At 61.4% G+C, this 12,814-nt stretch carries 15 protein-coding genes and 1 tRNA gene; 9 read left to right on the top strand and 7 right to left on the bottom strand.

Annotated elements, in window-relative coordinates; translation table 11 throughout:
* Positions 1–77: transfer RNA gene (locus ACKUUH_RS16465), tRNA-Met, on the top strand.
* Between the two features lie 72 nt (positions 78–149).
* Here the strand turns inward: ACKUUH_RS16465 and ACKUUH_RS16470 are convergent.
* The gene (locus ACKUUH_RS16470; RefSeq protein WP_407950975.1) at positions 150–1,196 is read right to left on the bottom strand and encodes a hypothetical protein; all 1,047 of its coding nucleotides are present in this window, start codon (positions 1,194–1,196) and stop codon (positions 150–152) included.
* A gap of 230 nt (positions 1,197–1,426) precedes the next feature.
* Here ACKUUH_RS16470 and mtnB point away from each other — a divergent pair, with 230 nt between their 5' ends.
* Genes mtnB through mtnC form a run of 3 tightly spaced genes read left to right on the top strand, consistent with a single transcriptional unit; the run spans position 1,427 to position 3,317 of the window.
* Positions 1,427–2,062 (top strand): methylthioribulose 1-phosphate dehydratase, encoded by a 636-nt coding sequence (gene mtnB, locus ACKUUH_RS16475; protein WP_407950976.1) that lies wholly within the window; start codon positions 1,427–1,429, stop codon positions 2,060–2,062.
* Complete coding sequence (locus ACKUUH_RS16480) at positions 2,059–2,613, top strand: 1,2-dihydroxy-3-keto-5-methylthiopentene dioxygenase (RefSeq protein WP_407950977.1); 555 nt, start codon at positions 2,059–2,061, stop codon at positions 2,611–2,613. The genes mtnB and ACKUUH_RS16480 overlap by 4 nt, the downstream gene beginning before the upstream one ends.
* The gene (gene mtnC / locus ACKUUH_RS16485) at positions 2,610–3,317 is read left to right on the top strand and encodes an acireductone synthase (RefSeq protein ID WP_407950978.1); all 708 of its coding nucleotides are present in this window, start codon (positions 2,610–2,612) and stop codon (positions 3,315–3,317) included. The genes ACKUUH_RS16480 and mtnC overlap by 4 nt, the downstream gene beginning before the upstream one ends.
* A gap of 50 nt (positions 3,318–3,367) precedes the next feature.
* Here the strand turns inward: mtnC and ACKUUH_RS16490 are convergent, their stop codons facing one another.
* Complete coding sequence (locus tag ACKUUH_RS16490; protein ID WP_407950979.1) at positions 3,368–3,601, bottom strand: hypothetical protein; 234 nt, start codon at positions 3,599–3,601, stop codon at positions 3,368–3,370.
* Between the two features lie 184 nt (positions 3,602–3,785).
* On the opposite strand from ACKUUH_RS16490, the gene ACKUUH_RS16495 reads away from it, so the two are divergent.
* Positions 3,786–4,124 carry an ArsR/SmtB family transcription factor gene (locus tag ACKUUH_RS16495; protein WP_407950980.1) on the top strand — a complete coding sequence of 113 codons (339 nt, stop codon included), beginning with the start codon at positions 3,786–3,788 and terminating at the stop codon, positions 4,122–4,124.
* Complete coding sequence (locus tag ACKUUH_RS16500; protein ID WP_407950981.1) at positions 4,121–4,438, top strand: rhodanese-like domain-containing protein; 318 nt, start codon at positions 4,121–4,123, stop codon at positions 4,436–4,438. Before ACKUUH_RS16495 ends, ACKUUH_RS16500 begins: the two co-directional genes overlap by 4 nt.
* A gap of 56 nt (positions 4,439–4,494) precedes the next feature.
* Here the strand turns inward: ACKUUH_RS16500 and ACKUUH_RS16505 are convergent, their stop codons facing one another.
* On the bottom strand, positions 4,495–7,752 hold the full coding sequence (locus ACKUUH_RS16505) for an efflux RND transporter permease subunit (protein WP_407950982.1): 3,258 nt from the start codon (positions 7,750–7,752) through the stop codon (positions 4,495–4,497).
* Complete coding sequence (locus ACKUUH_RS16510; protein ID WP_407950983.1) at positions 7,749–8,723, bottom strand: efflux RND transporter periplasmic adaptor subunit; 975 nt, start codon at positions 8,721–8,723, stop codon at positions 7,749–7,751. The genes ACKUUH_RS16505 and ACKUUH_RS16510 overlap by 4 nt, the downstream gene beginning before the upstream one ends.
* A gap of 211 nt (positions 8,724–8,934) precedes the next feature.
* Here ACKUUH_RS16510 and ACKUUH_RS16515 point away from each other — a divergent pair, with 211 nt between their 5' ends.
* Positions 8,935–9,135 (top strand): DUF2892 domain-containing protein, encoded by a 201-nt coding sequence (locus ACKUUH_RS16515; protein WP_407950984.1) that lies wholly within the window; start codon positions 8,935–8,937, stop codon positions 9,133–9,135.
* Positions 9,136–9,181: 46 nt separating this feature from the next.
* Entirely contained in the window at positions 9,182–10,474 is a 1,293-nt protein-coding gene (locus tag ACKUUH_RS16520; protein ID WP_407950985.1) for an NAD(P)/FAD-dependent oxidoreductase, read from the top strand.
* Positions 10,475–10,485: 11 nt separating this feature from the next.
* Here ACKUUH_RS16520 and ACKUUH_RS16525 read toward each other — a convergent pair whose 3' ends face one another.
* A complete protein-coding gene (locus ACKUUH_RS16525) occupies positions 10,486–11,349 on the bottom strand; it encodes an MBL fold metallo-hydrolase (RefSeq protein ID WP_407950986.1) in 864 nt (287 codons plus the stop codon).
* 146 nt (positions 11,350–11,495) lie between these two features.
* Positions 11,496–11,732: a hypothetical protein gene (locus ACKUUH_RS16530; RefSeq protein WP_407950987.1), complete on the bottom strand. Its 237-nt coding sequence runs from the start codon at positions 11,730–11,732 to the stop codon at positions 11,496–11,498.
* Between the two features lie 131 nt (positions 11,733–11,863).
* Here ACKUUH_RS16530 and mtgA point away from each other — a divergent pair, with 131 nt between their 5' ends.
* On the top strand, positions 11,864–12,604 hold the full coding sequence (gene mtgA, locus ACKUUH_RS16535; protein ID WP_407950988.1) for a monofunctional biosynthetic peptidoglycan transglycosylase: 741 nt from the start codon (positions 11,864–11,866) through the stop codon (positions 12,602–12,604).
* Positions 12,605–12,622: 18 nt separating this feature from the next.
* Here mtgA and ACKUUH_RS16540 read toward each other — a convergent pair.
* The coding region (locus tag ACKUUH_RS16540; RefSeq protein WP_407950989.1) for a hypothetical protein at positions 12,623–12,814 on the bottom strand (192 nt) is incomplete at its 5' end.

The raw sequence follows: 12,814 nt of genomic DNA on the forward strand, positions 1-12,814 counted from the left end.
CGCGGGGTGGAGCAGCCCGGTAGCTCGTCAGGCTCATAACCTGAAGGTCGCAGGTTCAAATCCTGCCCCCGCAACCAAATTTAAAAAAAGCCCGCCTGGAAGTTTCCGGCGGGCTTTTTTGTTTGTAGCGGGACGATCTATTCAAGGCGCTATTGGGCGCGTCTCATTTGCTGACCCTCCGAGAGCATGCCCCTCACATTCTCGATATAGGCGGTCATTCGGGAGAAGCCGTCCTCCGTCAGCTCGACGAAGACGCGCCGGCCGTCCGCTTCGTCGCGGACGCGCGTTGCCAGGCCTTCCGAAACCAGATCGCTGATACGGCGGAGCGCCGTCGGCGCGGGCACGCGGGAAGCGATGCAGAGGCTTGAGACGGAGACTCGCTTTCCCGACAGGCGCGCGTTGGTGAGGTCGAGCAACATGTCCCAGGCGGGGTCGGAAAAAAGACCGTCCGGAAAGAAGCTCTGGCGCGCGGTGCAGAAGTCGATCAGCCGTCGGGTCCAGAAGCGTCCGGGATCTTCTCCACGCATGCCGATGCTCTCCGGCAGCGCCATGCCGCCGGATGCCGGTGAGGGGGCGGCGCCGTCGTGGCGATTGGGTTCGCGTCGAGCGGGCATTCCCTCACCTTCGCTCATGAGGTCGGCGATGCGAACCAGGTTCCCGAGAGCGGCGGGCGTTTCGACGTTGCGCAGCGCGCCGACAATATTGCGGGTGCGGATCAGGATATCCTCGGCTTCGTTGCGGATCGCGATGGACAGCATGGCGAGCCGGTGCTGTTCGGCAGCTTTCCAGGCGGCATTCGTGAGGGCGTCGGAAAGTTCGAGCGCTGTGCAAGGTGAGGGGAGGATGGACCATGACGCGAACTGGCGGAGCTGCGCCATGAAAGGCTGGGTGACGCGCGTGGGGATGAGGAGGATCAGGTGCAGCCAGGCGTGGCTCGGCATCTGGCTCGCGTTTCGTGCCATATCCCGGAGGAGCGGGTCCGTTTCCGAGGCGGCGCTCACGACGGCTACACGGATATTGTCTTCCTTCAGAAGCCTGTCCTTCACCGTGCCGCGAGAGGTCGCGACCTGCCAGGCGAGATCGATCTCGCGGCCGGACGGCGGCGCGATATTCCACTGCCGGAAAAGGGAGGCGCAGTCCGGGTCAACAAGCGCCATGAATGCCGGGCTTTCGAGGTTCTGCGTAATGGAGATCATTGTGATAGCCCCTTATGCATAGGCAAATCGGATTGTGTTCAACCATGATGAGACACACAAAAGGGTCTATGCAACTTTAAATATATGTGACTAGTCCCTTACGTTTATCCAATTTGGACGAACGTCGGCCGCTTTGCCTTCGAGAGGCCGCAAAACCCTGTTTTTGCGGGGGTTTCATCACTCTCCGAATCTACTATGTTTGCCGCTCGATTTCAGCCGTCGGAGACAAAATGGACCCGGACCGAGACGCCAAGGCGCCTGATGAGCACTATGCCGACGCCGTGAATGGGGTCATCGCCATGGCCCGCTTTGCCGGTGCGCGCGGCTGGGTGCCGGCGACGAGCGGCAATTTCTCGGCGCGGATCGATGGGCAGCGGGCCGCCTTGACCGCGACGGGGGCAAACAAGGCCGAGCTCACAGAGGCGGGCGTGATCGAGGCTGAAATTCTTGGGCCGAAGCATCCGAGGGCGTCGGCGGAAGCGCCGTTGCATCTCGCGAGATACCGGAATGCCCCCCAGATTGGAGCGATTTCCCACATACACAGCATGGCGGCAACCGTGCTGTCGCGACGCCATGAAAGGGCGGGGTACGTGCGCCTCGAGGGGTGGGAGCTTCTCAAGGCTTTTTCCGGCATAGAGACCCATGAAACGGTGCTCGACGTTCCCGTGGTGCCAAACGATCAGAACACCGAGCGGCTCGCCGATATCGTCGAGCAAAGGCTTGCGACACTCGACAAGGCTTACGGTTACCTCATTGCCGGACACGGCCTATATGTTTGGGGAGCGACCGCGGCGGAGACGATCCGCCATGTGGAAGCGTTCGATTTTCTGCTGACAGCGCAACTGCATGAGGAGGGCTTCAGATGACCCGTCTCACCGTCTATCCCGACACCGACCCAGGCACCGTGCTGCTCGACACGCAGGACGGCGATACGATTGCCAAGGAATTGAGCGGCATCGGCGTTGCCTTCGAGCGGTGGACCGCGTTGCGAGTGCTTGCGGAGGATGCCGATCAGGCGACGGTGCTCAAGGCCTATGAGCGCGAGGTTGCGCGGATCATGGAAGAGGGTGGCTACCGGAGCGCCGATGTGGTGCGCGTGAAGCCGGACAATCCGAGCCGCGATGAGCTTCGCCGGAAATTTCTCGCCGAGCACACGCATGACGATGACGAGGTGCGCTTCTTTGTCGATGGTGCAGGTGCCTTCTATCTTCGCAAGGAGGGGCGCGTTTTCAGGGTGGTGTGCGAGCGGAACGACCTTATCAGCGTTCCCGCGGGGACAACGCACTGGTTCGATACAGGCCCTGCGCCTGACTTCTGTGCGATACGCATATTCACGACGCCGGAAGGGTGGGTTGGCCATTTTACCGGCGACGATATCGCAACGCGTTTTCCGAAGTTCGAGAACGTGCCCGCATGACGACCGTCCGCGCCGTTGTCACCGACATCGAAGGCACGACGACACCTCTCGCCTTTGTGCATGAGGTGCTTTTTCCCTATGCGCGTGCGCGCCTTGTCCGTTTTGTGACGGAGAATGAAGCCGACGGGCAGGTTGCGGCTGCGCTTGCCGCTGCGCGCGAGCTTGGCGGCATTGAGGGGGCGGATACAGATGCGACGGTGCGCCTTCTCCTGTCCTGGCTGGACGAGGACCGGAAGGCCGGACCGTTGAAGCTGCTGCAGGGACTGATCTGGCGTAAGGGATATGAGGAAGGCGTTCTGAAAGGCGAAGTCTATGAGGACGCTGCGGCGGTGCTGCGGCGGTGGCACGATCGCGGCCTTCGTCTCTTCGTCTATTCTTCGGGCTCTGAGGAGGCGCAGCGGCTCATCTTCGGCTGTTCGGACAAGGGCGATCTCGCACCGCTTTTCGAGGGCTTCTTCGACACGCGGATCGGCGCGAAGACCGAAAGCGGTTCCTACCGCGCCATCGCCGAGACGGCGGGGCTCGATGCGGGTGCCATGCTCTTTCTTTCCGACCATGCGGGCGAGATTGCCGCCGCAAGGGAAGCGGGGATGCAAGTCGTGCAGATCGACCGGGCGCTCAATCGCGATTCATGGAGCGAAGGTGCAGGGGCACCGGTCGCCGGCTCCTTCGATCCGGTGGACCGGCGGTTCTTCGCCGAATAGAGCGTCCGGCGAGAGCAACGGGCCGTCTTTACCGTAACCGGTCCGTCAGATCAGCATTTGCCTTCCTTCTGGCAACCTGTGTAGGCGCCCGCTGCGGCGCCGACGGCACCGCCGACGATCATGCCGGCGGCAATGCTGGAACCGGCGATTGCGGTGGCTGCTGCGCCAACGCCAGCGCCGATGGCGCCGCCCGAGAGAGCGCCTTCCTGCGTCTTGCTGAGGTTGGTGCAGCCCGTCGTCAGGAGAAGGGCTGCCGCGGTTAGAATTGTTACTGTTTTCTTCACGTTCAACTCCATCTTCGGTTGGCCTTGTGCAGGAGTCTGGTGGCCGTTCGGGGCTGAAGCATGGCGAAAATGGGGCCATTGAGGTCATGGTTGGCGAGCGTTGCCGCCGCGCAACCCTTGACTTTATATGATAAAAATCTAATATAGAAAATCATCGATACGGGCAGGAAAGTCAGGCAGGACAATGACGACGGCTGAGATCAGGGAGCTTGAGGCAAGCGCCTCCGAAGCATCGCAATTGCTCGGCGCGCTTGCGAACGAGCGCCGCTTGCTGATCCTCTGCCACATTGCCGGCGAAGAAATGTCGGTCGGGGAAATACAATCTCTGCTGGGCATCAGCCAGTCGGCGTTGTCGCAGCATCTCGCGGTGTTGCGTGAGCAGGGGCTCGTCGCGACGCGGCGCGTTTCGCAGACGATCTACTACAGGCTGGCAAGCCCGGAAGCTCAACGCATCATCGAGACGCTGGCCGATATCTATTGCCCGCCGGCGGGTAAAGCCGGCAGAAAGGGAAAGCGCACATGAGTCTCAAACCAATCGATGCCGCAACCGTCAAGAAGTGGCTGGAATCGGGCGACACGGTCCTTGTCGACGTTCGCGAGCCCGGCGAACATGCACAGGAGCATATTCCAGGCTCGCATCTCGTGCCCCTTTCGGAGCTCGACAACCATGACCTCCGCAAGCTGGGAAAGAGAAAGGTCATCTTTCACTGCAAAGGCGGAATGCGAACGACCTCCAATGCCGGGCGTCTTGCCGCAGCCTGCGAGGGCGAACTCTTCGAGATGACCGGCGGGATCGAAGGCTGGAAAAAAGCGGGCCTTCCCGTCAAGCAGGGATAGGCGGGAGCGTAGCGCTCCGGCCCCGAATTCACGACCGAACCCGAACGGCGCCGTTTCTATGCGGCGCCGTTTTCCTTGCTGCGCTCGCCGCGATGCTCAAATCCCCTGTTGTCATCGCGCAGCAGAATATAGACGGCGGGTATGACAAGCAGCGTGAGCGCCGTCGAAGAAGCGAGACCGAAGACAAGCGATAGAGCGAGCCCCTGGAAGATGGGGTCGGCAATAATGAAGACGGCGCCGATAATGGCCGCAGCAGCGGTCAGCGCAATCGGCTTGAAGCGGATGGCGCCCGCCTCAAGCAGGGCATCCCGCAATGCGTCTCCGTGGGCGCGGCGGTGCTGGATGAAATCCACGAGCAGGATCGAATTTCTCACGATGATGCCGGCAAGGGCGATGAAGCCGATCATGGAGGTCGCGGTGAAGGCTGCGCCAAACGCCCAGTGGCCGAGAACGATACCGATGAGCGTCAACGGTACCGGGATCAGAATGACGAGCGGCAGCTTGAACGAACCGAACTGTGCAACGACCAGCAGATAGATGCCGAGTATTGCCACGCCGAAGGCCGCGCCCATGTCCCGGAATGTGACGTAGGTCACTTCCCATTCGCCATCCCATAGCAGCGTGACCCGCGACTCGTCCGTCGGTTGTCCGTGGTAGCGGATATCGGGCGGACCTGCTTCGCCCCAATCCATCTCCTTGATCGCGTTCTCCACGGCAAACATGCCGTATATGGGCGCCTCGAAGCGGCCCGCGACTTCCGCAAGCACCATTTCGGCGGGGCGGCCGTCTCTCCGGTAGAGGGCGTAGGAGCCGGGCTCGGGCACCACCGTGACGACATCGCCGAGCTCGACGTTCTTGCCCTCCCGTACCGTTCCGCCGGCCGGGATTGGTGTTGAAAGAATATGTTCGCCGATGGAAAGTGCGCTGCGGGGCAGCTTCACGACGATGTTGTAGGGCCGGGCGCCATGACCGCGCTGCGAGTAGCCGATTTCGGCCCCGCCGATCACGGTCGCGATCGTGTCGTAGACAACTTGCTGTTCGACGCCGTGGAACTCGAGCTTGTCCTGGTCGATGAGAAAGCGCTGCCGCGGTGCGGGCGCGTAAAAGGAAGTGTCCACATCCTGAATGAAGTCGATTGAGCGGAATGCCTCCTCGACCTTCCTGGCTGCTGCTCGCCGCGTTGCCTCGTCTGGTCCATAGATTTCGGCGAGCAGCGTGGCGAGAACCGGGGGGCCGGGCGGAACCTCGACAACGCGCAGGACGGCACCTTCAGGCAGAGGCAGCGATGCCAGCTCGGTCCGCACGGCTATTGCGAGATCGTGGCTCGCGCGCGAGCGCTCGTCCTTGGAGACGAAGTTGACCTGAAGGTCGCCCTGCTGGGGTCCGCTGCGAAGGTAGTAGTGACGGACGAGGCCGTTGAAGTTGAACGGCGCGGAGGTTCCGGCATAGAGCTGAATGGAGGTGAGTTCGGGAATTGCCTTGAGCCTGTCCGCGGCGGCAAAGAGAACCCGCTGCGTGTCTTCCAGGGTGGTTCCATGCGGCATATCAAGGACGACCTGCAGCTCCGACTTGTTGTCGAAAGGCAGAAGCTTCACGGCGACGTCTCTGGTGACAAAGAGCAGGCAGACTGCAAGCGTCGCCACGCCGACGGCGATCAACAGCCGCTTCGAATTCCTGCGGCCGCTCAGAACCGGCGTTGCGACGCGCAGGTAAAGGCGCGCGAGTGCGCTGTCGCCGTCATGGCTTTGGCCCGCGCCGGCCGCACTTCCGCCCTCGAAGCGGCGCCGCGCGATCCTGAAGAGAAGCCAGGGCGTTATGATGACGGCGACAAAGAAGGAAAAGATCATCGCGAAGGAGGCGTTTGCGGGGATCGGGCTCATATAGGGGCCCATCATGCCGCTCACGAACATCATCGGCAGAAGTGCCACGATGATGGTCAGAGTGGCAATGATCGTCGGATTTCCGACCTCGGCGACGGCCTCGACCGCGCTCGACACGAGGTCCTTCGACCCTCTCATATGCCAGTGCCTGACGATGTTCTCGACGATGACGATCGCATCGTCCACGAGAATGCCGATCGAGAAGATGAGCGCGAACAGGCTGACGCGGTTGATCGTGTAACCCATGAGCCAAGAGGCGAAGAGCGTGAGGAGAATGGTCGTCGGGATGACCACGAGAACGACGACGCCCTCTCTCCAGCCGATGGCCCAGGTGATGAGAACGACGATGGAAACGGTTGCCAGGGCGAGGTGAAAGAGGAGTTCGTCCGCCTTTTCCGTGGCGGTCGCGCCGTAGTTTCGCGTGACAGCTACGTCGATGCCCGCGGGAACGAGACGATCTTCAATGGTTTCAAGGCGGGCGAGGAGTTCGTCCGCCACAACGACGGCGTTTGCGCCCTTGCGCTTCGCGATTGCCACGGTGACGGCAGGCAGCCGGTGCAGGTCGCCCGCTTCCGTCTTCGTCAGATTCCAGGCCCGCGACTCGGTCTCCGCGGAACCGACCACGACGTCCGCGACGTCCTTGATGTAAACCGGGCGTCCGTCACGTGTGGTGAGAAGGAGGAGCCCGATGTCGGGTACGCCCTGAAGCGTTTCACCGGCGACGACGATCGAACTGACATTATCCTGCATGACGCGGCCGACGACGAGCGAACGATTGGCGTTCTGCAGCTTGTCGACCAGCTGGCTGAGGGTCACTCCGTAGAGCGCAAGACGCTCGGGGTCGGGTTCTATGCGTATCTGGTTCGGACTGCCGCCGACAATGTAGGTCAGGCCGACATCGTCGACCTTCATCAGCTCGTGCTGCAGCTCCTGTGCGATCTGCCGAAGGCCGTTGTCGGTCCAGCGATCGGCTGCTTCCGCCTGAGGCGAGAGGGTGAAGGCCACGATCGCAACGTCGTTGATGCCTCGTCCGACGATCAGCGGCTCGGGAATGCCGTAAGGCAGGTCGGAAATGTTGGCGCGGATCTTCTCGTGAACGCGCAGGAGTGCCGTATCCTGATCCGTGCCGACGAGAAACCGTGACGTCACCAGGACGCGGTCGTCTTCCGTGTTCGAGTAGACGTGTTCGACGCCGTCGATTCCCTTCACGATGTCCTCGAGGGGACGTGTGATGAGTTCGACCGCGTCCTCGGCGCGATAGCCCTTCGTGCTCACGATGATATCGACCATCGGTACGCTGATCTGCGGTTCTTCTTCGCGGGGCAGGGCGATGAGCGCGAGAGTTCCAACCAGCAGCGAGCCGACCAGCATCAAAGGGGTGAGGGGAGAGGAAATGAAGGCACGCGTCAGGGCGCCGGAGATTCCGATTTTCACGGCTTCACCACCACATCGCCGGGCCGCAGCCCGGAGAGAATTTCGATGCCGCCGTCAACGGCAAGTCCCACCTGTACGACGACTTCCTCGCCGGAATCGAGCTTTGCGTAACTCACACCGAAGCGCCGGTAGACGAAGCCATCGGGAAGAACCATCGCCTCCCGTTCTCCCGTCGGGACGAAGACCCGTGTGCGCTCGCCGACGAAATAGTCGCCGAGGTCTTCCACGTCGACATCGGCTATGACGCGCCCCTGGTCGATCCGGGGATAGACTGTTACTACCTTTCCGGTCCGGGTCACTTCGTTCTCCGTGCTCGCCATGCCGCGTGCACCGACAAGGATTTCGTCGCCGGTTTTCAGGAAGCGCGCATGCCTTTCGGGAAGTTGCATGCGGAGGATGTAGTTGTCGGTCGCCATTCTGGCGACATTGTCGCCCGCCATGACGACGCTGCCCTCCTGAAGCAACACGTCCAGTACGCGTCCCGCGCCGGGGGCGAGAACGGCACCTTCGATGGATTGCTGCTCGATGACCTGGCGATCGGAGCGCAAGGCACGCAGGTTGCGCTCGGCCACATTGAAGCGGGTGCGCGCCTGGTCGAGGGTCGCCTGAGAAATGGTGCCAGACTTCCGCAGAGAGGACGCCCTTTCGAAGTCTATGCGCGCCTGCTCGAACTCGGCCTCCTGCGCCTCGATCCGCGCCTCGACGGCCTTCATCTGCAGCATCAGCTTTTCGTCGACGACGACCGCGATGCTGTCGCCGGCATTCACCTTGTCGCCTTCCTTTATGCCGATGGTGGAGATCGTGCCGGCAATCCGGGACCTGGCGAAGAGTTCGTGCACCGGTTCCACCGTGGCGATGACGGCCTTGCGGTCGCTGACGGATGTCAGCCTTACCTCTGCCTTGTCCGCGCTAGCTGGTGCCACACCGGCTAGCGAGAGCATTGCCGCGATGAGGAGAAGGCGAACCGTCATGACGACCCCGGGTTGTTGCGTTGTCTTGACCAGAATATAACTCGATGCTAATTTAGAAAAAACAAATATATCGTGCTTCCTCGATATTCAACCACCCTCCGGTACCCGGGGATTTGACCCAGATCATATTCCCGCGGGGCTCGCCGGCCCAAGATCGGGCCACGTGGATATCGAGCAGGCAGGCAACGAGCAAGGCAAAGGGAGAATGGCAATGTCGATCGATCGCGCCGTCATGGCGTTCGCAGGCTTCGTCGTGTTGGTCAGCCTCGTGCTGAGCCAGGTTCACAGCACTTATTGGCTGCTGCTGACGGCCTTTGTGGGGCTCAATCTGCTCCAGGCCTCCTTCACCGGGTTCTGCCCCGCAGCGATGATTTTCAAAAAGCTGGGCCTCAAGTCCGCCAGCGCCTTCTGACAACGAGGCAGGGGAAAGCTGCGGCCTTTCCCGTCCGGAGAGAAAAATGCGCAAGAAAATCGTCGTTCTGGGAGCGGGTATCGGTGGCACGTCAGCGGCGTATGAGCTGCGCGAAACGCTTGGTGCCGATGCGGAGATTACGGTCGTCTCGGATACGCCGTGGTTTCACTTCGTGCCGTCCAATCCCTGGGTTGCAGTCATGTGGCGCAAGCCGGAGGACATCAAGATCCACCTGCCGGAGACCTTTGCAAAATTCGGTATTTCCTTCTCGGCGGCAGGTGCGCGCAGGATACGTCCGGCGGAGAACGCCGTGGATCTCGGTGACGGCAGCACGATCGAATACGATTACCTCGTGATAGCCACAGGCCCGGAGTTGGCCTTCGACGAGATCGAGGGGTTTGGGCCCTCGCAGAACAGTTCCTCCATCTGTCATGTCGACCATGCAGCCGACCTGGCGCGGAAGTGGGAGGCTTTCTGCAAGGATCCGGGGCCCGTGGTCGTGGGTGCCGTGCAGGGTGCATCCTGTTTCGGCCCTGCCTACGAGTTCGCGATGCTCGTGAATACCGATTTGCGCAAGCGGCGCATCCGCGACCGCGTTCCCATCACCTTCATCACGTCTGAGCCCTATATCGGCCATCTCGGCCTTGGCGGTGTCGGAGATACGAAGGGATTGCTGGAGTCTGTCCTGCGCGACCGCGACATCAAATGGATTACGAATGCGCGCGTGGACCGTGTCGATGCCGACAAGGTCGTCGTCAGCGAAATCGCCGAGGATGGCGGTGTGCGCAAGGTTCACGAACTGCCATCGCGCCTCAACATGATGATTCCGGCGTTTCGCGGCGTTCGCTGCCTGTTCGGCGAAGACGGGAAGCCCATCGAGGGGCTGGCCAATCCGCGAGGTTTCGTGCTGGTCGACCGGCATCAGCAGAACCCCCGCTATCCAAATATTTATGGCATAGGCGTCTGCGTCGCGATTCCGCCGTACGAGAGCACGCCGGTGCCGGTCGGCGTGCCGAAGACGGGTTACATGATCGAATCGATGGTGACGGCCGTCGCGCAGAACATCCGTGAGACAATCGATGGCCGCGAGCCCAAGAAGGAGGCGACGTGGAATGCGGTTTGTCTTGCCGATTTCGGGAATGACGGCGTTGCCTTCATCGCCCTGCCGCAAATCCCGCCGCGCAACGTCAACTGGGCGGGGCAGGGCTACTGGGTCCACCTCGCGAAGATTGCGTTCGAGAAATATTTTTTGCGAAAGGTCCGCAAGGGAAAGAGCGAGCCGACATACGAGCGCATCGCCATGCGCTTTCTCGGCGTGAAGAAACTCCGCGGAGAATAGGCGAAATCCCGTCAGCCCACCTGTTTGACCGGCGTCTTCATGTAGATGGCGCCGTTGTCTTCCGGTTCCGGCAGGTTGCCGCCGCGGATATTTACCTGAAGCGACGGGTAGAGCAGGCGCGGTGTGCCGAGCTTCGCATTCCGCTCCTCACGAAGCTTCACGAAGTCATCCTCGCTCACGCCTTCATGAACGTGCTTGTTCGATTTTCGCTGTTCATCGACCGTGGATTCCCAACGGAATTCCTTGCGGGATTCCGGCAGGTAGTCGTGACCGACGAAGACGCGGGTCTCGCCGGGTAGGGCTAGAATCTTGCGGATCGAGGCATAGAGCGTGTGCGCGTTGCCGCCGGGGAAGTCTGTGCGCGCGGTTCCGTAGTCCGGCATGAAAAGCGTGTCGCCCACGAAAGCCGCGTTGCCGGCTACGTAGGTGATATCGGCGGCCGTGTGACCGGGTGTGTGGATGACGCGCACTTCGAGCTTTCCGATGGTGAAGATGTCGCCATCGGCGAACAGGCGGTCATAGGGCGTTCCGTCCGCCGCGACATAGGGCATGTCGAAGACATTGCGCCAGTAAGACTGGATGTCGGCAATGTGTTCGCCGATGCCACTCTTGCCGCCAAGCTTCTGCTGAAGGTAGGGCGTTGCGGTGAGATGGTCGGCATGGGCATGCGTGTCGAGCACCCAATCGACCGTGAGACCCTCCGCTTTCACGAAATCGATCACTTTGCCGGCCGATTTGTGGCTCAGAGCGCCGGTGACCGGATCGTAGTCGGCCACGCCGTCGATGATGGCCGCATGGCGCGTTTCAGAATCCGTCACGACGTAGGTGACGGTCGAGGTCGTCTCGTCGAAGAAGGCTTTCACTTCGGGGTTCATGTGCCTCATCCAGGACAATAGATGTTGGGGAGAATATCGGGGATAAAACCCGAAATTTAAGTGTGATATTGTGCCGCATTCTTGAAGGCGACGACACAAAAATGGCCCGGAAGACCGGGCCATTTTCTTTTTGAATCAAGACTTTGTCAGCATTTCCCTTCTTCCCGGCAACCCTTGTAAGCGCCGCCGGCCGCGCCGACCGCGCCGCCGATCACGGCACCTGTGGCGGCCGAGCCGCCTGTGATGGCGCCCGCGGTGGCGCCGATGCCTGCGCCGATCGCGCCACCGGAAAGCGCGCCTTCCTCGGTCTTGTTGAGATTGGTACAGCCTGCCGTCATCAGGAAGGCGGCAGCAGCCGTTGCAATCGCTGTCTTGCTCATCATGTTCGCCTCCTCACGTGCTGGTATGAAAACGCTCAGGGCAAACAGCCGTTCCTTCGGTTTCGCGGCAGGAATTGGGCAATTCAGGGGCGAAGGGCCTTGTGCGGGCGGCGTGGCTTACCGATGATCGCGCCGTGAGCCATGACTTCAGACCAGAAGGGCCGGGCGGCGACCGCCTCAGGGCAGACGAGGACGAGGCGCCGGAAAGGGCGGGCCTTGCGACGGGGATTGCCCGCGTCCTGGTGCAGGTGCTGATCCTGCTCTTTTTCGGGCCCGCCATCGCGATCCTTTTCTACGCGGTGGTGCCGCCGCCGGCGACGCCGCTGATGCTCATCAGGCTCGCGGAAGGTCATGGCATTTCAAAGAGTTGGCGGCCTCTTTCCGAGATATCCCCGCACCTGCAACGCGCCGCGATCGCGGCCGAAGACGGCAAGTTCTGCCAGCATGGCGGCTTCGACTGGGAGGCCGTGGACACGGCGCTCGAACGCTACAAAAAGGGGGGATATCTCCTCGGGGCGAGCACCATCAGCATGCAGACCTCCAAGAACCTTTTTCTGTGGCCAGGGCGGACCTTCATCCGCAAGGGGGGCGAGGCCTATATCACGGTGTGGCTGGAGGCGTTGCTCAGCAAGAAGCGGATTCTCGAGCTCTATCTCAACGTGATCGAATTCGGACCCGGCATATATGGGGTGGAGGCGGCCGCGCAGCACTATTACGGGGTGAGTGCGGCACAAGTTTCGCCGATGCAGGCGGCGCAGCTCGTCTCGGTGCTGCCCAATCCGCTGGAATGGCGGCCGGGGACAAGGGGACGCGCGGCAACGATCGCGGCGCGCATGAATTCGGTGCAACTGGGGATAAACGGGCCCTGCGAGTGATCGACTGTCATCGAAATGTCATCGTAACGTCACAAATACATTCTTTATACGGATGATATTTTCTTTTCCCCGGTTTTTGCCGCCGGTCGGATGGATGGTTGCCGGGGATAAAGAGGTCGCGTTCCCCCGCCCCGAAATTCGCCGGGCGAATTTCGACCCTCCCCCTGCGGATTCCTCTGCGAAACCGTCGCATTGGAGGTTGCCGGGTAT

It is taken from the genome of Parvibaculum sp., from assembly GCF_045863935.1.
Classification (GTDB): Bacteria; Pseudomonadota; Alphaproteobacteria; order Parvibaculales; family Parvibaculaceae; genus Parvibaculum.